At 66.0% G+C, this 19730-nt stretch carries 19 protein-coding genes; 15 read left to right on the forward strand and 4 right to left on the reverse strand.

Annotated features, from left to right (window positions below):
* Positions 1–8: 8 nt before the first annotated feature.
* From G0Q01_RS02955 to G0Q01_RS02965, 3 genes are all read left to right on the forward strand, one after another.
* Positions 9–974, forward strand: a complete 966-nt coding sequence (locus G0Q01_RS02955; RefSeq protein ID WP_164190111.1) for a hydroxymethylglutaryl-CoA lyase — start codon at positions 9–11, stop codon at positions 972–974.
* Positions 971–2137, forward strand: coding sequence for a CaiB/BaiF CoA-transferase family protein (locus tag G0Q01_RS02960; RefSeq protein ID WP_235939519.1), 1167 nt, complete (start codon positions 971–973; stop codon positions 2135–2137). The genes G0Q01_RS02955 and G0Q01_RS02960 overlap by 4 nt, the downstream gene beginning before the upstream one ends.
* Before the next feature lie 92 nt (positions 2138–2229).
* A complete protein-coding gene (locus G0Q01_RS02965; protein ID WP_164190114.1) occupies positions 2230–2859 on the forward strand; it encodes a glutathione S-transferase family protein in 630 nt (209 codons plus the stop codon).
* Positions 2860–3004: 145 nt separating this feature from the next.
* Here the strand turns inward: G0Q01_RS02965 and G0Q01_RS02970 are convergent, their stop codons facing one another.
* On the reverse strand, positions 3005–4036 hold the full coding sequence (locus G0Q01_RS02970; RefSeq protein WP_164190116.1) for a LacI family DNA-binding transcriptional regulator: 1032 nt from the start codon (positions 4034–4036) through the stop codon (positions 3005–3007).
* A 177-nt stretch (positions 4037–4213) separates the two neighbouring features.
* On the opposite strand from G0Q01_RS02970, the gene G0Q01_RS02975 reads away from it, so the two are divergent.
* The 7 genes from G0Q01_RS02975 to G0Q01_RS03005 all read left to right on the forward strand — a co-directional run bounded on the left by G0Q01_RS02975 (position 4214) and on the right by G0Q01_RS03005 (position 11457).
* Positions 4214–5530, forward strand: a complete 1317-nt coding sequence (locus G0Q01_RS02975) for an ABC transporter substrate-binding protein (protein WP_164190118.1) — start codon at positions 4214–4216, stop codon at positions 5528–5530.
* Positions 5531–5634: 104 nt separating this feature from the next.
* Entirely contained in the window at positions 5635–6582 is a 948-nt protein-coding gene (locus G0Q01_RS02980; RefSeq protein WP_108970727.1) for a carbohydrate ABC transporter permease, read from the forward strand.
* A complete protein-coding gene (locus G0Q01_RS02985) occupies positions 6579–7517 on the forward strand; it encodes a carbohydrate ABC transporter permease (RefSeq protein ID WP_164190120.1) in 939 nt (312 codons plus the stop codon). Before G0Q01_RS02980 ends, G0Q01_RS02985 begins: the two co-directional genes overlap by 4 nt.
* Entirely contained in the window at positions 7514–7726 is a 213-nt protein-coding gene (locus G0Q01_RS02990; protein ID WP_164190122.1) for a hypothetical protein, read from the forward strand. Before G0Q01_RS02985 ends, G0Q01_RS02990 begins: the two co-directional genes overlap by 4 nt.
* A gap of 12 nt (positions 7727–7738) precedes the next feature.
* Positions 7739–8836, forward strand: a complete 1098-nt coding sequence (locus G0Q01_RS02995) for an ABC transporter ATP-binding protein (protein WP_164190124.1) — start codon at positions 7739–7741, stop codon at positions 8834–8836.
* A complete protein-coding gene (locus G0Q01_RS03000) occupies positions 8829–9824 on the forward strand; it encodes an ABC transporter ATP-binding protein (RefSeq protein ID WP_164190126.1) in 996 nt (331 codons plus the stop codon). The genes G0Q01_RS02995 and G0Q01_RS03000 overlap by 8 nt, the downstream gene beginning before the upstream one ends.
* A gap of 10 nt (positions 9825–9834) precedes the next feature.
* The gene (locus tag G0Q01_RS03005) at positions 9835–11457 is read left to right on the forward strand and encodes a dihydroxyacetone kinase subunit DhaK (RefSeq protein ID WP_164190128.1); all 1623 of its coding nucleotides are present in this window, start codon (positions 9835–9837) and stop codon (positions 11455–11457) included.
* Between the two features lie 261 nt (positions 11458–11718).
* On the opposite strand, the gene G0Q01_RS03010 is transcribed toward G0Q01_RS03005, so the two are convergent.
* Positions 11719–12642, reverse strand: a complete 924-nt coding sequence (locus G0Q01_RS03010) for a LysR family transcriptional regulator (protein ID WP_164190130.1) — start codon at positions 12640–12642, stop codon at positions 11719–11721.
* 95 nt (positions 12643–12737) lie between these two features.
* Between G0Q01_RS03010 and G0Q01_RS03015 the strand changes: the two genes are divergently transcribed.
* From G0Q01_RS03015 to G0Q01_RS03030, 4 genes are read left to right on the forward strand one after another with little or no spacing between them, the layout of a single operon-like run.
* Complete coding sequence (locus G0Q01_RS03015) at positions 12738–13700, forward strand: TAXI family TRAP transporter solute-binding subunit (RefSeq protein WP_164190132.1); 963 nt, start codon at positions 12738–12740, stop codon at positions 13698–13700.
* 1 nt (position 13701) lies between these two features.
* Positions 13702–15561 (forward strand): TRAP transporter fused permease subunit, encoded by a 1860-nt coding sequence (locus G0Q01_RS03020; protein WP_164190134.1) that lies wholly within the window; start codon positions 13702–13704, stop codon positions 15559–15561.
* Entirely contained in the window at positions 15558–16895 is a 1338-nt protein-coding gene (locus G0Q01_RS03025) for an acyclic terpene utilization AtuA family protein (protein ID WP_164190136.1), read from the forward strand. The genes G0Q01_RS03020 and G0Q01_RS03025 overlap by 4 nt, the downstream gene beginning before the upstream one ends.
* A gap of 34 nt (positions 16896–16929) precedes the next feature.
* Positions 16930–17229, forward strand: coding sequence for a hypothetical protein (locus G0Q01_RS03030; protein ID WP_164190138.1), 300 nt, complete (start codon positions 16930–16932; stop codon positions 17227–17229).
* Between the two features lie 193 nt (positions 17230–17422).
* Here G0Q01_RS03030 and G0Q01_RS03035 read toward each other — a convergent pair whose 3' ends face one another.
* Positions 17423–18415 carry a substrate-binding domain-containing protein gene (locus G0Q01_RS03035; protein ID WP_235939523.1) on the reverse strand — a complete coding sequence of 331 codons (993 nt, stop codon included), beginning with the start codon at positions 18413–18415 and terminating at the stop codon, positions 17423–17425.
* A gap of 48 nt (positions 18416–18463) precedes the next feature.
* Positions 18464–18826 carry an NAD(P)-dependent oxidoreductase gene (locus G0Q01_RS03040; protein ID WP_164189967.1) on the reverse strand — a complete coding sequence of 121 codons (363 nt, stop codon included), beginning with the start codon at positions 18824–18826 and terminating at the stop codon, positions 18464–18466.
* 160 nt (positions 18827–18986) lie between these two features.
* Between G0Q01_RS03040 and G0Q01_RS03045 the strand changes: the two genes are divergently transcribed.
* Complete coding sequence (locus G0Q01_RS03045) at positions 18987–19727, forward strand: ATP-binding cassette domain-containing protein (RefSeq protein ID WP_108970715.1); 741 nt, start codon at positions 18987–18989, stop codon at positions 19725–19727.
* Positions 19728–19730 lie beyond the last annotated feature (3 nt).

The following is a 19730-nucleotide window of genomic DNA, read 5'->3' on the forward strand; positions in this document are numbered from 1 at the left end:
GAGGGCTCATGACCAAGGTCACGCTGGAGGGGTTCCCCGAAAGAGTTCGGATCGTGGATGTCGGCCCCCGCGACGGGCTGCAGGCCTGGCCGGCCCCGGTTCCGACAGACGTGAAGATCGAGATGATCAACGGGCTGATCGCGGCGGGCGTGCCGCAGCTCGAGGTCACCTCCTTTGTCGCGCCGCGCGCGGTGCCGAACATGGCCGATGCCGCCGAGGTCATGGCCGCGATCGACCGCAGCCACGGTGCCGAGCTGACCGCGCTGGTGCCCAATGCCCGCGGCGCCGCCCGCGCCATCGAGGCCGGGGTCGATGCGATGGTGGTGTTCCTCTCGGCCTCCGAGAGCCACAACCAGGCCAACGTAAACTGCTCCCGCGACGTGTCGCTGGCCGCCGCGGCCGAGATCGCCCGGATGGGGCAGGAGGCGGGCATCGCCGTCTACGGCGCCATTGCCACGGCCTTCGGCTGCCCCTTCGAGGGGGATGTCCCGGTCGCCGACATCGTGCATGTCGCCAAGGCTTATGCCGACAACGGTATCACCCGGATCTCGCTGGGCGATACCACCGGCATGGCAACGCCGCGTTTGGTGCAGGACCGTTGCCGGGCGCTGGCCGCCGAGGTGCCGCAGGCCGACGTTGCCTTGCATTTCCACAATACCCGGGGCGTTGGTCTTGCCTGCGCCTATGCCGGGCTGCGCGAGGGGATCACCCGCTATGAGGCGAGCGTCGCCGGGATCGGCGGCTGCCCCTTCGCCCCCGGCGCGACAGGCAATATCTGCACGGAGGATCTTGTCTACCTGCTGCACGAGAGCGGCGTGGAGACGGGCATCGACCTCGAGGCGCTGATCGATGTGGCGCGGCGCACCGAGGCGGCACTGGGCCAGAAACTTCCCGGACAGGTCATGAAGGCCGGCCCACGCCTGCGCCAGTACCGACGCGACGAGGTCCGCTCGTCGAGCGGGAGCCGCGCATGATGAGTGCCGATCTCAAGCCGCCGCTCGACGGGGTCCGGGTGATCGACCTGACCCGTGTGCTGTCGGGGCCGTTCTGTTCCATGTTGCTTGGTGACATGGGCGCCGAGGTGATCAAGATCGAGAGCCCGGCAGGCGATCCCGTGCGCGGTCAGGGGCACCACAAGGATGGGTTCTCGTGGTACTTCGCAGGGTTCAATCGCAACAAGAAATCGGTGGTGCTCGACCTCTATTCCGACGAGGGTCGCGCCGACCTTACGCGCTTGCTGGAAACCGCCGACGTGCTGGTCGAGAATTTCCGCCCCGGCGTGCTGGCCCGCATGGGGTTTCCGCCAGAGCGGCTCGAAGAGATCAACCCCCGGCTGGTGGTGGCCAGCGTCAACGGGTTCGGCTCGACCGGTCCATATACCGACCGCCCGGCCTTCGACTTCATCGCGCAGGCGATGAGCGGTTTCATGAGCGTCAACGGCCCCGAGGGCACGCCGCCTCTGCGCGCCGCCCAGCCGGTGACCGACCTCGTGGCCGGGCTCTACACCGCCTTCGGCATCGTCTCGGCGCTGCACGGGCGCAACCGCGATGGCGTCGGCCAAGCCGTCGAGACCTCGATGGTCAACGGCGTGTTGAGCATGATGGCCTATCTCGCCTCGGAGCATTTCGTCACCGGCGAGAACCCGCAGCGTACCGGCAACGACCATCCTCTGGTTGCGCCCTACGGGCTCTACAACGCCGCCGACGGTCAGATCGCCATTGCCGCCTCGAACGACCAGGTGCTGGGGCGACTGCTGGCCGAGATCGGCCTGCCGGACCTGCTGTCGGACCCGCGGTTTGACAGCAATGACAAGCGCTTTGCCCGCCGCAAGGAGTTGCACGGCATCCTCGACGCGGCGCTGGCGCATGACACCCGCGAGAGCTGGATCCTGCGTCTCAACAGGGCCGGAGTGCCGACAGGCAAGATTCAGACGCTGAAGGAGGTCTTCGCCGATCCGCAGATCCAGGCGCAGGAAATGGCGATCGATGTGCCGCATGGCGACGACCGGGGGACCGTGCGGATGCTCGGCTTCCCGGTAAAACTCAGCCGCACCCCTTGCGAAGCCCGGCTTCCGGCGCCGCGCCTTGGTGAGCATACCGAAGAGGTTCTGGCCGCACTTCAGGTCGACCGGGACTGAGAGAAACGTCGGCAAGGCGCATTTGGGCTCGGCATGCAACGTATGGTCGTCCTAGATTGGCCCGACGGAGCCATGGCGGAAAGGGCGCATGCATGATTGATTTTTACACGTGGTCCACGCCCAACGGGCGCAAGGTGTCGATCCTTCTCGAGGAGCTCGGTCTCGAGTACCGGGTGCATCCGGTCGACCTGCAATCGGGCGCGCAGAAGTCGCCCGAGTTCCTGGCGATCAATCCCAACGGCCGGATTCCTGCCATCGTCGATCAGGGGACCGGGCTCGCGCTGATGGAGTCGGGTGCGATCCTGTGGTACCTCGCCGAAAAGCACGGGGCGTTCCTTCCCGGGGCCTTGGATGCGCGCATGCAGGTGATGGGCTGGCTGATGTGGCAGATGGGCGGCTTCGGCCCGATGCTCGGACAGGCGCACCATTTCCTGCACTTCAATCCTGGCAAGTCAGCCTACGCCGAGGAGCGCTTCGGCGGCGAGGCACAGCGCCTCTACCGCGTGCTCGACAGTCAACTCGAAGGGCGCGCACATATCGTCGACGAATATTCCATCGCCGACATCGCCTGCTGGCCCTGGGTCGCGCGCTACGCGTGGCATGGCGTAAACTTGGCCGATTTCCCCAACGTGCGGGCGTGGTATCGACGCCTGCGCGCGCGCCCGGCTGTGCAGCGCGGCTACCAAGTCCCGGTGGACGTGGGCGAGATTCCGGCGGGGTGACCGCGCTCTCGGCCGCGCGTCTCGAAGGCGGGCGGTCGTGCCGGGGCCCGGGCACAGGGCAGGGCCCGAACCGGTCGCCCTGCGCTCCGCTTTTTCCTGAAGAGCGGCGGGCCGGGGCGCCTGGACTTGCGGCCCGCGTCCGCCGTCAGAGGACGCCGAGGTTTTCCCTGATGTAGATCTCGATCCGGATGCGCTCCTGTGAGGCCAGCGGCTCGCGCCCGTCGGTGCGTGCCTTGAGCACGCGGATGGCGCTGCGCACGAGGTGTCCGGGGTCCTGGGCGATCACCGCGTCGAGCGCGCCTTCGCGCAGCTTGTCCTCGCTGTAGCGCGTACGCTCATGCGCGATGATCACCTGGCACAGCGGGTCGGAAGATCTGCAGAGCGCCTCGAGCGGCTGGCGCGCCTCGGAGCTCATCAGGTAAGCGCCGACGATGTCCGGATGATTGGCATAGGAATTGGCGATCACCACCTGCGTGCGTTCAGGGTCGCCGTAGGTCTCGAGCGAGGGCAGGGCCGAGAGGTTCGGGAAGTCGTTGGTCAGAACCGTGTCGAAACCGAGCCGTCGCTCGACGCTGTCGAGCGAGTTCATCGTCTCGGACACCACGAGGATCTTGCCTTTCCGCTCGCCAAGAAACCGTCCCAGAAGCCGCCCGGCAGAGGCGCCCGCCGAGTTGTTGTCCACCCCGACGAAATCCACGGGCCGCAGGCCCGGCTGGCCGGTGATGAACTGAACCACCTCGACGCCACGCTCTTGGAGACGGGTGGTGGCATCCCGCACCTGAGGACTTTCGGGCGCCATGATTGCCACGCCGTCCACCAGCGCGGGCGAAACACGGGCAAGGGCCTTGGCGGTCACATGGGGGTCGTTCGACAGCACCCGGCGCATCGAGATCTCGAGCGCTTCGGAGAGGAAGGCGGCGCGCGATTCCTCGATGCGCTCGACCAGCGTGGAGAGGAAGTCATCCCCGGCCTCGGGTAGCAGGAACTGGAAACGATACCGCCGCCCGCGCGCGAGATTGGCGGCGGACTGGTTGCGGACAAAACCAATGCGTTCAATCGCTTCGTTGACGGTTTTCACCGTCTTCTCGCGCACGCCCGGTCGTCCGTTCAGCACGCGATCAACGGTCGCGAGGCTGACGCCTGCAGCTTTGGCGAGGTCTTTGGTGGTCGGGCGCATGGGGGACTCGGGCCTTGGATTTCTCCCGGAGTCTTCTTTGTTTTCAGGCGGAAAGCAACCTTCATGAGGTACGTGCCTCAGAAATGGTTTGATCTGAGGCACGTACCTCACTTACCCTTGGTAAAGATAAATGAGTCGGGAAGAGGAGCCCGGCCTTATCTCTGGGAGGATGCACCAATGACTATCCGATACACCGCTCCGGCGGTCGCGACTGCCTTGTTTGCCCTCGCGGGGGCGGCGCAGGCGGATGAGCTCACCCTGTGCTGGGCGGCCTGGGACCCGGCCAATGCGCTGGTCGAGCTGTCCAAGGACTTCGAAGCGACGTCCGGACACGAGATGTCCTTTGAATTCGTTCCGTGGCCCAACTTCGCCGACCGGATGCTCAACGAGCTGAACTCCGGCGGCCAGCTCTGCGATCTGATGATCGGCGACAGCCAGTGGATCGGCCTCGGGGCCGAGGCGGGCCACTACGTGAAGCTGAACGATTTCTTCGAGGCCAATGGCATCAGCATGGATGATTTCATCCCTGCCACGGTCACCGGCTACTCCGAATGGCCGAAGGGCACGCCGAATTACTGGGCCCTGCCGGCCTTTGGGGACGTCGTCGGATGGACCTACCGCAAGGATTGGTTCGAGCGGCCAGAGCTGCAAACGGAGTTCCGGGAAAAATACGGCCGCGAACTGACGGTGCCCGCCACGCTGGAAGAGCTGAAGGACATTGCCGAATTCTTCCAGGGTCGCGAGATCGACGGCACCACGGTCTATGGCGCGGCCATCTACACCGAGCGCGGCTCCGAGGGGATCACCATGGGCGTGACCAACGCGCTCTACAACTACGGCTTCAACTACGGCACGCCCGAGGAGCCCTACAAGCTCGAGGGGGTGGTGAACTCGCCCGAGGCTGCGAAGGGGCTGGAGTACTACAAGGCGCTCTACGACTGCTGCACCCCACCGGGCTCGTCGGATTGGTACATGTCCGAGAACATCGACGCCTACAAATCGGGGCAGGTGGCGCTGCAGATGAACTTCGCCTTCATCTGGCCGGGGGTCGAGGCCGACCCGAACGTCGGCGGTGGCAAGTCGGGCTACTTCCCCAACCCGCCCGGACCGGACGGGCATTTCGCGCAGCTCGGTGGGCAGGGGATCTCGGTTGTCTCCTACTCCGACAGCCAGGACGCGGCGCTGGAATACATCAAGTGGTTCGCCCAGCCCGAAATACAGTCGAAATGGTGGGGTCTTGGGGGCTACTCGGCGCTGAAGGCGGTGGTCGAGGATCCCGGATTCGCCACCAGCCAGCCTTATGCGCAGACCTTCCTCGACTCGATGGCGATCGTGAAGGATTTCTGGGCCGAGCCGTCCTATGCCTCGCTGCTGCTCTCGATGCAGGACCGGGTGCACAATTACGTGGTGGCCGGACAGGGCACCGCGCAGGAGGCGCTCGACAAGCTGGTCGAGGATTGGACCGAAGTCTTCGAAGACGAAGGCAAGATGTGACCAGCCGCCGGCCGCAACGTCCCCGGACAGGCGGTCCCGCACGCGGAGCCGGACGAGAGGATGGCTCCGCGCATCGCACCGAACGTTTCGAAGAGACCCGCCCCATGTCCCATTCCGTCATCGCGCGCGCCGCCGAGGCGACGCCGCCTGGTCTCGCGCGCCGGTTCCGCGGCCTGTCCGACCGGGCCATCGCCTGGATTTTCGTGGCTCCGACGGTCTTCCTGCTGCTTGCGGTGAACATCTTCCCGCTGATCTGGACGATCCGCCTGAGCTTCACCAACTTCCGCGCCAATCGGCCCAATGCCGAGGTCGAGTGGATCGGGCTGCGCAACTACCACCGCATCCTGACCGACGGCGACATCTGGAAGACCATGCAGGCGACGGCGCATTTCCTGTGCTGGACCATCGTGCTGCAGGTGCTGATCGGCTTCACGCTTGCCTGGCTGATCAATCGCAAGTTCAGGGGCAACGACCTGTGGACCACGATCATCGTGCTGCCGATGATGCTGTCGCCCGCCGTCGTGGGGAATTTCTGGACCTTCCTGTACCAGCCGCAGATCGGCCTGTTCAATTACGTGGTGGCCTTCTTCACCGGCGTGGACCCCACCAGCTTCTCGATGATCGGCAGCGTGTCCCTGGCGCCTTGGGCAATCATCATTGTCGACACCTGGATGTGGACGCCTTTCGTCATGCTGATCTGCCTCGCAGGGCTGCGCTCGATCCCGGACTCGATCTACGAGGCGGCGGAATGCGACCGCGCCTCGAAGTGGCGGCAATTCTGGACCATCACCCTGCCGATGACGCTGCCCTTCCTTATGTTGGCGGTGCTCTTCCGGGGGATCGAGAACTTCAAGATGTTCGACCTGGTGGTGCAGTTGACCGGTGGCGGACCCGGCAACACCACGACGCTGACTTCCATCGACCTCAAGCGCGAGGCCTTCGAGAAATGGCGCACGGGCTATGCCTCGGCCTATGCGATCATTCTCTTCGTGACGGTCTTCGGCCTCGCCTCGATCTACGTGAAGGCGCTGAACAAGGTGAAGGAAAGATGAGCGGCTACTCGATCACCGAACCCTCGCCGCGGCAGAAGTGGGTCGCGGGCGCGCTGGTGGCGCTCTATGCCATCGTCACCATCCTGCCGCTGGTCTGGATCATCGCGACAGGCTTCAAGTCCTCGGCCGATGCCATCGCGTACCCGCCGAAGGTGGTCTTCACCCCATCGCTCGAGGGCTACGTGAACCTCTTCACCACGCAGACCCGCCAGACCGCCGAGTACTTCGCGGCCAACCCGCCTGAGACCTGGTACGAGCGCATCGTGCAGTCCAAGGGGCTGACCATCGCGGGCCCCTCGCGCTTTGGCGAGCGTTTCATGAACTCGGTGATCATCGGTTTTGGCTCGACCTTTCTCAGCGTCTTCCTGGGCACGCTGGCTGCCTATGCCTTCTCGCGCTTCAAGGTGCCGCTGAAGGATGACCTGATGTTTTTCATCCTCGCGACCCGGATGATGCCGCCGATCGCCGTGGCAATCCCGATCTTCCTGATGTTCCGCTCGCTCGGCCTGTCGGACACCCATGCCGGGATGATCCTGCTCTACACGGCGGTGAACCTCTCGCTCTCTGTCTGGTTGCTCAAGGGCTTCATCGACGAGATCCCGCAGGAATACGAGGAAGCGGCCCTGATCGACGGCTACACGCGCTTCCAGGCCTTCTACAAGGTGGTGCTGCCGCAGGCCGCAACGGGCATCGCCTCGACCGCGATCTTCTGCCTGATCTTCGCCTGGAACGAATACGCCTTCGCGGTGCTGCTCACCTCGGGCACTGCCCAGACCGCGCCGCCCTTCATCCCCACGATCATCGGCAACGCCGGGCAAGACTGGCCCGCTGTGGCGGCGGGGGCCACGCTGTTCCTGCTGCCGGTCATGGTCTTCACCATCCTGCTGCGCAAGCACCTGTTGCGCGGGATCACCTTCGGAGCGGTGCGCAAATGAGCAAGGCCGCCACGATCCCCGAAAGCCCCGCCCCCGCCAAGCGCCGCATCTTCCGGCGCGGCCCCTGGGAGATGGCCGCCTCGATCCTGATCGCCCTCGGCGTGGTGATGCTGATGCAGCCTTTCGTTCTCTGGGCCTACTCGTGGTCCTTTCCCGTCACGCTGATTGGCACGGTGATGTTCATCGTCGTCAGCCATTTTCCCGACTGAAGCGGAGACCCCATGGCCCAGATACGCATCGACAGCCTGCGCAAGGACTTCGGAGCCTTCACCGCCGTGCAATCCTCGAGCTTCACCATCGAGGACGGCGAGTTCTTCATGCTGCTCGGCCCCTCGGGTTGCGGCAAGACCACCACGCTGCGGATGATGGCGGGGCTCGAGATGCCGAGCGCCGGGCAGATCTATATCGACGGCGAGGAGGTGGGCCGGAGGCCCGCCAGCCAGCGCGACATCGCATTCGTCTTCCAGATGTTCGCGCTCTACCCGCATATGAACGTGCGCAAGAATATCTCCTACCCTCTGATCAGCCAGGGCATGTCGCGCAGGGCGGCGCGGGCCAAGGTCGAAGAGGTATCGCGCATCCTCGGGATCACCGACATTCTCGAAAAGCCGGTGGGCGGGCTCTCGGGCGGTGACCGGCAGCGCGTGGCCTTGGGGCGGGCGATCGTGCGCGCGCCCAAGGCGTTCTTCATGGATGAGCCGCTGGGGGCGCTCGATGCGGAGTTCCGCGAACACATGGCCGAGGAGCTGCGCGCCCTGCACGATCGCATGGGCGCGACGACTGTCTATGTCACCCATGACCAGCTCGAGGCGATGCAGATGGGCGACAAGATCGTGGTGATGAACCACGGCGTTGTCGAACAATTCGGCGTGCCGCAGGAGATCTACGATTGGCCCGCGACCCTCTTCGTGGCGAAGTTCATTGGCTCGCCCCCGATGAATTTCCTGAGCTTCGAGGGCAGCGCTGCGCGGGGCTATGCCTCGGTCGCGCTCGGCTCCTTCGCGCAAGCCATACCGCAACTTCGCGAGGGCCATGCCGGGAAGCTGGTGCTGGGCGTGCGCCCCGAGCACGTGCGGCTGGACGACACATCGGACTACCGCGCCGTGGTGCGGGCGGTCGAATACCTCGGCACCACGCAAATCATCACGCTCGAGGCTGCGCATGGCGAAGTGAAGGCCCGTATCTCCAGCCGCGATCCGGTGCGGGTGGACCTGACCACGGGGCTCAGCTTCAACGACCGTACGCTGACACTGTTCGACGCCGGAACCGGCCGTGCGCTTCGCTCGGCCGCCAACGAGAAGGTGCTGCGCCATGGCTGAGATCACGCTCCGGAATCTGACCAAGCGTTTCGGCGATACCTTGGCGCTCGACGATGTGACGATGACTGTTCCGAACGGCGCCTTCGTGGTTCTGCTCGGGCCGACCGGCGCGGGGAAGACCACGACGCTGCGGCTCGTCTCGGGGTTGGACCGGCCCGACGCGGGCAGCATCGCCATCGGCGGCGTCGACGTCACCCGCATGACCCCGGCGCAGCGCAACGTGGCGATGGTCTTCCAGCAGTATTCGCTCTACCCGCATATGACGGTGCGCGAGAACCTCGCCTTCCCGCTGAAGTCCCCGCTGCTGCGCTACGACGACGCGCAAGTTGTCCGAAAGGTGGGCGAGGTGGCGCAAATGCTGCAGATCACCCACAAGCTGGACAACAAGGCCACCGCGCTTTCGGGCGGCGAGATGCAACGGGTCTCGATTGGCCGCGCGTTGGTGCGCCGTCCCGAGGTTTACCTGATGGACGAGCCGCTCAGCTCGCTCGACGCCAAGCTGCGCGCCGACCTCAGGGTCGAATTGAAGAACATACAAGCGCACTCCGGGGTGCCCTTCCTCTATGTGACCCACGACCAGATCGAGGCGATGACCATGGCCAGCCACGTCGGCGTTCTGGACCACGGCAGGCTCGTTCAGTTCGGCACCCCGCGCGAAATCTACGAGGATCCGGTCAGCATCTATGCCGCAAGCCGCCTTGGCCTGCCGCGCATCAACATCCTGCCCGCCGACCTTTTCGCCGGTGCCCCTTCGGATGCGCGCTACATCGGCCTGCGGCCCGAGCAGATCCGGCAGGGGGATGGCGCCGAGAGCCGGGTCGTCCGGGTCGAGCATCTTGGCGACCAGACCCGGCTGCATCTGACTGTTCGCAATCACGACCTGATCACCGTGACCGACGCCCATACCGGCCTGCGCGCGGGAGACATCGTGCAGATCACCCCCGACGCCCCGTTTTATTTCGACGCCTCCGGCGCGCGCGTCCATTGAGGAGAGCCCCATGACCCAGTTCATCAACTTGAAGGAAGACATCGTCGCCGAGGCGGTGGATGGCGTGGTCGCGGCCTCGGGAGGACGCCTGGCACGGCTGGACGGCTACCCGCATATCCGCGTGGTGCTGCGCGCGAGCTGGGACAAGTCCAAGGTCGCGCTGGTCTCGGGCGGTGGCTCGGGGCACGAACCTGCGCATGCTGGCTTCGTCGGCGAAGGGATGCTGACCGCCGCGATCTGCGGCGACGTCTTCGCCTCGCCCTCGGTCGACGCGGTGCTTGCCGGGATCCTCGCGGTCACCGGCCCGGCGGGCTGCCTGCTGATCGTCAAGAACTACACCGGTGATCGGCTGAACTTCGGTCTCGCCGCCGAGCGGGCGCGGGCCTTTGGCCTCAACGTCGCGATGGTGGTGGTGGATGATGACATCGCGCTTCCGCATCTGCCGCAGGCGCGGGGGGTGGCAGGCACCCTTCTCGTGCACAAGATCGCCGGGGCTCTGGCCGAAAACGGCGCCGATCTTGCCAGCGTGCGCGCGGCGGCGGAACGGGTCATCGCGGGCACGCGCACCATCGGCATGTCGCTCGATACCTGTACAGTGCCGGGCGCGCCAAAGGAGGCGCGCATCCAGCCCGGCAAGGCCGAACTCGGCCTCGGCATCCATGGCGAGGCCGGGGCGCAGCAGGTCGATTATATCCACGCGCGCGGAGCGATGGAGATGGTTGCCGAGCGTCTGGCCGACCATATGCAGCCGGGCAAGCCGCATGTGGCTCTGCTCAACAACCTCGGCGGGGCCTCGGTGCTCGAGATGCAGATCCTCGCCTACGAGCTGGGCAAGTCTGCCATCGGCGACAGGCTGCATCACATCATCGGTCCGGCCGCGATGATGACCTCGCTCGAAATGCGCGGTTTTTCGGTCTCGGTCTACCCGGCGGGCACCGAGGATCTGATGGCGCTGAAATCTCCGGTGCCGCTGCCGGCCTGGCCGGGTCTTTCGGCGCTCGGCCCGGTCGAGGTGATCGATCTGCCCGACGGGCTGCGCCCGATCCGACCGCTGCCGTCCGACCACCCTGAGACTCGACGCTTCCTGCAACGCTGCTGCGAGGTGTTCATTGGCGCCGAGGCCGATCTCAACGCGCTCGACGCGAGGGCGGGCGACGGCGACACAGGCTCCACGCTGGCCGGGGCGGCGCGGGCGCTGCTAGGCGCAATGGATCGCCTGCCGCTGGCGGACCACACGCAACTCTACCGGGCCATCGGGCTGGAACTGAGCCAGACGATGGGAGGCTCGTCGGGCGTGTTGCTGGCGATCTTCTTCGCGGCCGCCGGGGACGCCGCCTCGAGCGGGCAATCGCTTCGCGAGGCGTTGAACGCGGGGCTCGACCGAATGCAGGAAATCGGCGGTGCGCGTCCCGGCGACCGCACGATGATCGATGCGCTGAAACCTGCGCTGGACCATCTGGCGGGCGGGCTTGACGAGGCTGCGCGCGCCGCTCGGGAGGGGGCGAACCGAACCGCCGAGATGGACACCGCCAAGGCCGGCCGTGCGGCCTACATCAACGCCGACCAGCTAAAGGGACAGGTCGATCCGGGAGCCGAAGCCGTGGCGCGCCTGTTCGAGAGCCTGTCGGGGTAGAAGGCACGCGGCAGACGGTGGCCAGAGCCCGGCCCGACGGGTAGGGACCGCAGATCTCCGCGACCCCTTTCGTGTTGTCGCGAGACGCCGGCGATCACCCTGCCTTGCGGGACCGGTGCAGCGGGCCTCCAGCCCGGCCCGGACGCGCGGTCATACGGCTTCTTGTTGTCAATCCAAGCCTGGCAGAGGCGATGACCGACAGCATGGCGGCGATCCTCCGGGCTAGGGGACTGTCCAGAAGATGGCAACATGTCAGGCGATCTAGGGGCGCGAGAGCTCCCGCCTTGGCAGGCTCGACTCGCGGACGTGGGCCAGAAAGGCCTGTGCCGCGGGCGACAGCGACTGGCCTGACCGGCGAACGAGGCCGATGCGGCGCCGGGCTCCGAAGCCGATGATCTCCCGCTGCACGAGCGCATCGGTACGCAACACCGGCAGCGTGAGCGTCGGCAGCGCGGTGATCCCCAATCCCTCGGCCACGAGTGCGCCCGCCGTGGCGAGATGCGCCACCTCGAAACGCGGCGCCAGCGTATGGCCGATGCGCAGGCAGGCGCCGTCAATCAACTCGCGCACGCTGGTGCCCTGTGCCATCGCGATGAAGGGCATTTCGACGAGTTCTTCCCAAGTGTAGTCCCGTTCGATGTGCAAGGGTCCTTCCGGCGCGCTGATCGCCACGAAACGATCGTCCATCAGCGGCTGAAAGGTGAGGCGGCTGCGCGCCGAGAGCGTACCGGCGGTGAAGCCGATCTCCGCGATCCCGGCCTCGACCGCCTCGATCACGCTGCCCGAAAGCGCGTCGACAATGCGCAGGTCGATGTCGGGATGGGTGGCCGAGAAGCTGCGCAGCAACCCCGGAAGCAGGCCCGCGGTCACCGAAGGCAGTCCGGCGATGGTCAGTCGGCCATTTCGCGCCGACATATGCGCCTCGAATTCCGCCATACCGTCCTCGGCGGTGTTGATCATCCGTTCGGCCACGCGCCCGAAGGCCAGTCCCGAGGCGGTGGGCGCGACGTTGCGCGTGTCGCGGTCGAAGAGCCGCGCGCCGAGCCGCGCCTCGAGCCCGGTGATCTGCCGCGACAGCGCCGAGGGCGAGAGCGCCAGCACCTCGGCGGCCGCGCGAAACGAGCCGCAGCGCAGCAGGACAAGCACCGCGTTGAAATCGGCAAAAGACGGATTGCTGCGTTCCATGCACGAATTATGCCAAAATTCGCACTTCAGGCAACAAACAACTTCGGTCATGGTGCATTCCACGATCCCGAAGCCGGGGTCCAAGGGAGGACACCATGAAAACAACGCTCTACGCCCTCATGGGCGCAACCCTGCTTGCCGGTCCGGCGCTGGCGCAGGACAAGGATCTGCTCATCGGATCGACCTCGGCCTCGTCGAGCCACTACGGGTATTTCGTCGCCGTCGGCCAGCTGATCAACGAGAAGGCCGAGGGGCTGAAGGCCTCTGTGGTCGAGACCGGCGCGACAATGGACAATATCCGCCGCATGGCGCGCGGGCAGGTCGACCTAGGCCTCGTGACCACCAACACCGCACAGCACGCGGTGTCGGGGACCAATGACTTCGAGGGCAATGCGCAGGACCTGCGCCTTCTGTGGGTCTACACCAACGCACCGCAGAATGTGATCCTGCGCAAAGACGCAGGCGTCGACAGCCTGGAGGGCCTCTCGGGCGTGCGCTTCAACCCCGGAATCAAGGGCTCTAGCACCGAGTCGACCACCGAGGCGGTCTTTGCCACGCTCGGTCTCAATGCCGACTACGTGCGCGGCTCGACCACCGACATCGTCGGCGCGATCAAGGACAACCGGGTGGCGGGTTACGTGAAATCGGGGTCGGGCCTGAAGCTCGACGGCTCGACCATGGACATCGCCACCTCGACCGACATCACCGTGGTCGGCCTCTCGGACGCCCAGGCAGACACCCTGCGCGAGAAAATGCCCGACATCTCGGTGATCGACATCCCCGAAGGCGCCGCCGACGGCATCCCCGCCTATACCACCTGGAGCTTCGGCGTCGGCGTCGCGGCAACCGCGTCGATGGACGACGAGACCGCCTACAAGATCGTCTCGGCGATCATGGCCGATGATAGCGCGCAGGCCAATGCCATGGCAAGCCTGAAGGGCGCGGATCTTGCGCAGATGACGCTCGACTACGGCACCGTCCCGCTGCATCCGGGCGCGGCGCGCTGGTTCGAGGAGCAGGGACTCGAGATTCCCGCAAAGCTGCAGCCGGGGAGCTGACATGACACTGGAGCGCGTCCAGAAGGGGCTGGCGATCCTCGTCGGGGCCTTCGTCTTCTACACCGCCGCCACCGGCCCATTCGAAGGGCTGATCCAGCGGGCGATCTTCCTCGCCCTCGTGGCCTCCCTCGGCTTCGCGCTCTACCCGCTGGGCGCCGGGAAATCCTGGCGCCCGCTCGGGCTCGCCATCGACCTCGTGCTCTGCGCGGTGACGGTGGGATCCTGCGGCTACGTGGTCTGGAACTACGATGAAATCATGACCTCGCTGCCCTGGGCGACGACGCTCGACATGGCGCTGACCGTCGGTCTGGTGCTGTCGGTGCTCGAGCTCGGGCGGCGTACAGTCGGGCTGATCTTCCCCGTGTTGGTGCTGATCGGCATCGGCTACGCGCTGTTCGGCAACCTGCTGCCCGGCGCGCTGAGCCACCGCGGCTTCGACGCGGCCTTCGTGACCGAGACCATCTTTCTCGGCGATCTCGGCATCTGGGGGATGCTGACCGGCGTCGCTGCAACGGTGATCGCGGCCTTCGTGCTTTTCGGGGCGCTGCTGCTGCATTCGGGCGGCGGGCAGGCCTTCATGGACCTGGCGATGCGTCTCGGCGGTCGCCAACCGGGCGGCGCGGCGAAGATCGCCACCATCGCCTCGGGGCTTTTCGGAATGATCTCGGGCTCTGCCGTGGCCAATGTCGCCACCACCGGCAATTTCACTATCCCGATGATGATCCGGCTCGGCTACCCGCGCCCCTTCGCGGCGGCGGTCGAAGCTGTGGCCTCGACCGGCGGGCAGATCGCGCCGCCGATCATGGGTGCCGCCGCCTTCGTCATGGCCGAGATCCTCGGCGTGCCCTACACCACCATCATCGTCGGCGCGATCCTTCCCGCCATGCTCTTTTACGTGTCGGTCTTCGTCACCGTGCATTTCGTCGCGCAGCAGCGCGGGCTTGCCGTTGTGCCCGAGGACGAGATGCCCGACTGGAAAACCATCACCGCGCCGCGCCGGGTGCTGCCGATCCTCGCCGCGCTTGGCGGTCTTGGCATCGGCATATGGCTCGGCCGGTCGATCGCCACCGCCGCCTTCTACGGGGTCGTCGGCCTGCTGATCGCCTTCGTCGCCACCCAGGCCGGACGGCTGAACCCGCGCGAAATGGCCGGGCGGGTGATCGACGGGCTGGAGGACGCGGGCAAGGGCATGGTGATCATCGGCGTGCTGCTCGCCGGGGCGCAGGTGCTGGTCTCGATGATCAACATGACCGGCATCGGCGTGACGCTGTCTTCGCTGATCGTCACCATGGCCGGCGACTCGGTCGTGCTGGTGGCGATCATCGTCGGGCTGGTCTGCCTGATCATGGGCATGGGCCTGCCGACCACCGCCGCCTATGTGCTGGTGGCCGCGGTGCTCGCCCCGGCGATGACCGCCGTGGGGGTCGATCCGCTCGCGGCGCATCTCTTCGTCTTCTACTTCGCCACGATCTCGGTGATCACCCCGCCCGTCTGCGTCGCGGTCTTCGTCGGCTCGGGCATCGCAGGTACCAACTGGCTGCCCGCCGCGGGCGAGGCGGTGCGGCTTGGCGCGGTGACCTACCTCGTGCCCTTCCTGCTGCTGCTCTATCCCGGCATGACCATGTCGGGCGGCATCGTCGGAATCATCGAAGCTGTGGCTGCGGGCATGGCGCTGGTGCTGGCGGTTCCGGCGCTGCTGAGCGGCGCGCCCCTCACCGGAAAGCGCGGTTTCGACATTCTATTGCTGCTGGTCATCATCGCGCTGGCGATCTGGCCGATGCTGGCCACGCCATTCGTTGCCCTGGCGATCTTCTTCGGGGCCCGTGCGGTGGGCCGCGCACAGGGGAGGGCCGTAGCATGAGTGTGGTGCGCATCGGTACCGGCGCGGGCTTCCAGGGAGACCGCATCGCCCCGGCCGTCGATCTGGCCGAGCGTGGAGAGCTGGATTTCCTGATCTTCGAATGCCTTGCGGAGCGCACCATTGCGCTGGCCCAGCAGGCGCGGCTTGCCGATCCCTCGGCCGGGTACGACCCTCTGCTCGAGCGCCGCATGCGCGCCGTGCTGCCCGCCTGTGCCCGCAATGGCACGCGGATCGTCACCAATATGGGCGCGGCCAACCCCCGCGCCGCTGCCGAGCGCACCCGCGCCGTGGTGCGCGAGCTTGGCCTGCCCTTGACCGTGGCAGCCGTCACCGGGGACGATGTCCTGGGCCTCGTCGGCGACAGCCTGCTGACCGAAACCGGCGCGCCGGCGCGGGCCCTCGAAGACCGGCTGATCTCAGCCAACGCCTATATCGGCGTCGCAGGCATCGTCGAGGCGCTCGACGCCGGAGCCGACATCGTGATCTGCGGGCGCGCCTCGGACCCGGCGCTCTTCCTCGCCCCGCTGGTACACCGCTTCGGATGGGCGATGGACGACTGGGCGCGGCTCGGACGTGGCACGCTGATCGGCCACCTGTTGGAATGCTCGGCGCAGATCACCGGCGGCTATTTTGCCGATCCCGGGGTGAAAGAGGTGCCCGATCTCGCGGAGGTGGGCTTCCCGCTGGCAGAGGTATCGGAGGATGGTACCGCGGTGATCACCAAGCTGCCGGGCACCGGCGGCCTGGTCACCCGTGCCACCTGCACCGAGCAGCTGCTCTACGAGATCCATGATCCGGCACGCTACATCCAGCCGGATGTGGTCGCGGATTTTTCGCAGGTCGAGCTCGAAGAAGTCGGCCCCGACCGAGTGCTGGTCACCGGTGGCTCGGGGCATCCTGCGAGCGGGCAGCTCAAGGTTTCGGTGGGCTACCGCGACGGTTGGCGCGGCGAGGGGCAGATCTCCTATGCGGGGGCCAATTGCGTGGCACGCGGACGGCTGGCAGCCGAGGTGGTGCATCGGCGCCTGGCGGATTTGGGAGGGCGCATCCTCGAGGAGAGGTCAGAGCTCATTGGACTGGACGCGGTTGCGCCCGCGGCGGCGCGCGGCGCAGCGGATCCTTCCGAGGTCCGGCTCCGGATCGCTGCACGCTGCGCCGACGAGGAGGCCGCGGAACGGATCGGCGAGGAGGTCGAGAGCCTTTATCTCTGCGGCCCGGCCGGTGGCGGAGGTGTCAGCCGTTCCAGCCGCGAGATCATTGCCGTCGCCTCGACGCTCATTCCCGCCGCATCGGTCTCGGTGCGCGTCGAACTCACCGAGGGGATCGAGGCCTGAGCGCCTCGGATCCCGGTATCCGAAGGAGGACGCCATGAAACTGCACGAGATTGCGCATGCCCGTACGGGCGACAAGGGCGACACTTCGAACATCTCGGTGATTGCCTACAGGGTCGAAGACTGGCCGCTGATCGATCGCGAGCTGACGCCCGAGCGGGTGGCGCGGCACCTCGGCGGTGTGATGGCGGCGGACGTGACACGCTACGCGTTGCCTCAACTGTGCGCATTGAACTTCGTGATCCGCGGTGCGCTCACCGGTGGCGTCACCCGCTCGCTCGCGCTCGATGCCCACGGCAAGTGCCTGGCTTCGGTTCTCCTGGAGATTCGGCTTTGAGCATTCCGAGGTCTGGCTAGTCCTGCGCGTGCGCTGCGCCCGCGCCCACGGCGGCCGCCGCAGCAAGAAGGTTTGGGGTCAGGACATTGTCTTCCGTCCCGTATGTCGCCAGATGCGCGGAGATGCTCTCTTGACGACCGGCCGCCACGACGGGTGGCGACCAGTCCGGTCTGGTACGGCAAGCCTGCTCCGATCAATTGTCGGCGCAGAAGCCGGGATCGTCCGCGTTGCAGACGTCGAGGCCCGTGAAGAGCGGATCGTCCACCGTCTCGCCATTGATCAGCTGGATCATGACGTCCGGCGCCCGTAGTCCCATTTCGAAGGGGCGTTGTCCGACCTGGGCGTGGCTGCGCCCATCGCGGAAGGCCTTGGTCTGCGGCGGCAGGGTGTCGCCGGCGATGATGACCAACTCCTTGCTCTGCAGCTTGCCCATCACCTGGTCGGTCACCTGCGCGTATGCCTGCGGCGCGAATTGCGCCCATCCGCCGATGAGGATGAAGGCGTCGAGATCCGGGTTCGCGGTGAAGACGTCCGACATCTGCTGGTTCGCGAGGTCGGCCTGATCATTTGTGAAAACCGGGCATCCCTCGATTTCGGTCCAGCCATTCTGGCCGGTGAGCCGGTCTACGCCTTTCTCACCCGCGGCGGTGTCACGGAATCCCTGCGCCCGGGCGTTGATGTTGTCCGCCGCGACGTTGCCGAGCTGCAAGCAGACGGTGCCGCCTTCGGTCTTCAGCTTGGCCGCCTCTTCCGCCATCTTGACGCCCATCAGGTAGTTGTCGGTTCCGAGGTAGGTTGCACGCAGATCTCGGTCTTCGGCAATGAAATCGGCGTCGATGGTCATCACCGGCACCTCCGGAGCGATCGCGCGGACCCTGTTGGCCATGGCCGGTGCATTTGAGGGCGAGATGGCGATGGCCGCGACCCCGCTGGTCAGAAGGTCATCGACGATCTGTACCTCGCCGGCCTCGTCGGTCGAAGAGGCCGGACCGGTGTAGAGGCACTCGTACTCGCTGTCCGCGTGCTCCTTCATCCACTGCTGGCAGCCGAGGTTGATCTGCTCGAAGAAGGGGTTGTCGAGCCCCTTCACCACGATGGCCAGTGTCTTGCTGTCCTGCGCCATGACGGCGCTGGTGGAGAGTGCCACAAGGGCCGTCGTCGCCAGAATTGCGATGTCACGTTTCAATTTCAGTCCTCCCTGGGGTTGCGCGTTTCCTCTCGCCAGGTCCCGGGTTCAGCCCGGGTACCAGATGCGACGAGGCTCGTCGGAGCTTCGCTCGAAGCTCCATGCTCGCTCGATCAGGACCTCAAGATCAGTAAGGGGGTGCCAGACCAGTTCCGCCCATGCCTGTGCGTTGCTGAACCAGTTGCTGCGAAATGAGATGGCGATGTCGACAGGCTCCAGTCCGCGGGTCTGCGTCAGCAATGCGGCGGCGCGGCCATAGTCCATGGGCTGGTTCATCGAGATATTGAAGAGCCTGCGTGTTGCGGACGGAGTGTCGAGCGCGGCGAGCCTTGCAGAGACCAGATCGTCGACACGCAAGAAATCCCTGCGCAGCGGCCCGCCGTACCGACCAAGTATCAAAGGAACCCGCATCTCCTCCTCCATGCAAATAATAAAATTAATAATATTTGCAGCTAATAATTGGTCAAGTATGATTATTCCAATCGCAGCCCGGATCCGCCGACTGCTTCGGCGCGGGCTGCGGACGCCGGAAGGGGACAGATTCCATAGGAGCCAGGGAGGAGACCAAAGGGTGTCACGTCTGCAATTGAATGGAATATCGAAGCATTTCGGGGCCATCAGGGCGCTCGAAAATGTCTCGCTCGAGATAGGCCCGGGCGAGGTCCTGGGGCTCATGGGCGACAACGGTGCAGGGAAATCGACGCTGGTTAAGATCATCGCCGGCAATTTCCGCCCATCCTCGGGAGAGATGCGAGTCGACGGCCAGGCGGTCGCCTTCCACCAGCCGGTCGAAGCGCAGCGCGCCGGGGTCGAGGTGGTCTACCAGGATCTTGCGCTCTGCGATCACATGACCGCCGCGTCGAACGTCTTTCTGGGGCGCGAGCCGACACGGAGGCTCGGCCCGATCCGCGTGATTGACTACCCGCGGATGCATGCCCGGGCCGGCGAACTCTTCCAGCAGCTGAAGTCGGAGACCCGGCCGCGCGACGTGGTGCGCCGGATGTCAGGAGGGCAGCGGCAGGCGGTGGCCATCGCCCGCACGCTGCTGTCGAAGGCCAAGCTGGTCTTGCTCGACGAGCCAACGGCGGCAATCTCCGTGCGGCAGGTGGCCGAGGTGCTCGACCTGATCCGGCACCTGCGGGACGAGGGGATCAGCGTTCTCCTGATCAGCCACCGCATGCCCGATGTCTTCGCGGTCGCCGACAACATCGCCGTCCTGCGCCGTGGCGCTCTGGTCGCGAGCAAACCGGTCGGCTCGAGCTCGCCTGAAGAGGTCACCGGTCTCATCACCGGCGCGATCGACAAAGCCTGAGAA

It is taken from the genome of Salipiger sp. PrR007, assembly GCF_010499845.1.
Taxonomy (GTDB): Bacteria; Pseudomonadota; Alphaproteobacteria; order Rhodobacterales; family Rhodobacteraceae; genus Salipiger; species Salipiger pacificus_A.

Bases quoted from the DNA above. Each gene is read 5' to 3' on its own strand.
- G0Q01_RS03020 (WP_164190134.1), top strand. From the start codon at position 13,702: ATGACACTGGAGCGCGTCCAGAAGGGGCTGGCGATCCTCGTCGGGGCC.
- G0Q01_RS03025 (WP_164190136.1), top strand. From the start codon at position 15,558: ATGAGTGTGGTGCGCATCGGTACCGGCGCGGGCTTCCAGGGAGACCGC.
- G0Q01_RS02980 (WP_108970727.1), top strand. From the start codon at position 5,635: ATGTCCCATTCCGTCATCGCGCGCGCCGCCGAGGCGACGCCGCCTGGT.
- G0Q01_RS03030 (WP_164190138.1), top strand. From the start codon at position 16,930: ATGAAACTGCACGAGATTGCGCATGCCCGTACGGGCGACAAGGGCGAC.
- G0Q01_RS02970 (WP_164190116.1), bottom strand. From the start codon at position 4,036: ATGCGCCCGACCACCAAAGACCTCGCCAAAGCTGCAGGCGTCAGCCTC.
- G0Q01_RS02995 (WP_164190124.1), top strand. From the start codon at position 7,739: ATGGCCCAGATACGCATCGACAGCCTGCGCAAGGACTTCGGAGCCTTC.
- G0Q01_RS03040 (WP_164189967.1), bottom strand. From the start codon at position 18,826: ATGCGGGTTCCTTTGATACTTGGTCGGTACGGCGGGCCGCTGCGCAGG.
- G0Q01_RS02965 (WP_164190114.1), top strand. From the start codon at position 2,230: ATGATTGATTTTTACACGTGGTCCACGCCCAACGGGCGCAAGGTGTCG.
- G0Q01_RS02955 (WP_164190111.1), top strand. From the start codon at position 9: ATGACCAAGGTCACGCTGGAGGGGTTCCCCGAAAGAGTTCGGATCGTG.
- G0Q01_RS02990 (WP_164190122.1), top strand. From the start codon at position 7,514: ATGAGCAAGGCCGCCACGATCCCCGAAAGCCCCGCCCCCGCCAAGCGC.
- G0Q01_RS02975 (WP_164190118.1), top strand. From the start codon at position 4,214: ATGACTATCCGATACACCGCTCCGGCGGTCGCGACTGCCTTGTTTGCC.
- G0Q01_RS02985 (WP_164190120.1), top strand. From the start codon at position 6,579: ATGAGCGGCTACTCGATCACCGAACCCTCGCCGCGGCAGAAGTGGGTC.
- G0Q01_RS03005 (WP_164190128.1), top strand. From the start codon at position 9,835: ATGACCCAGTTCATCAACTTGAAGGAAGACATCGTCGCCGAGGCGGTG.
- G0Q01_RS03000 (WP_164190126.1), top strand. From the start codon at position 8,829: ATGGCTGAGATCACGCTCCGGAATCTGACCAAGCGTTTCGGCGATACC.
- G0Q01_RS02960 (WP_235939519.1), top strand. From the start codon at position 971: ATGATGAGTGCCGATCTCAAGCCGCCGCTCGACGGGGTCCGGGTGATC.
- G0Q01_RS03010 (WP_164190130.1), bottom strand. From the start codon at position 12,642: ATGGAACGCAGCAATCCGTCTTTTGCCGATTTCAACGCGGTGCTTGTC.
- G0Q01_RS03015 (WP_164190132.1), top strand. From the start codon at position 12,738: ATGAAAACAACGCTCTACGCCCTCATGGGCGCAACCCTGCTTGCCGGT.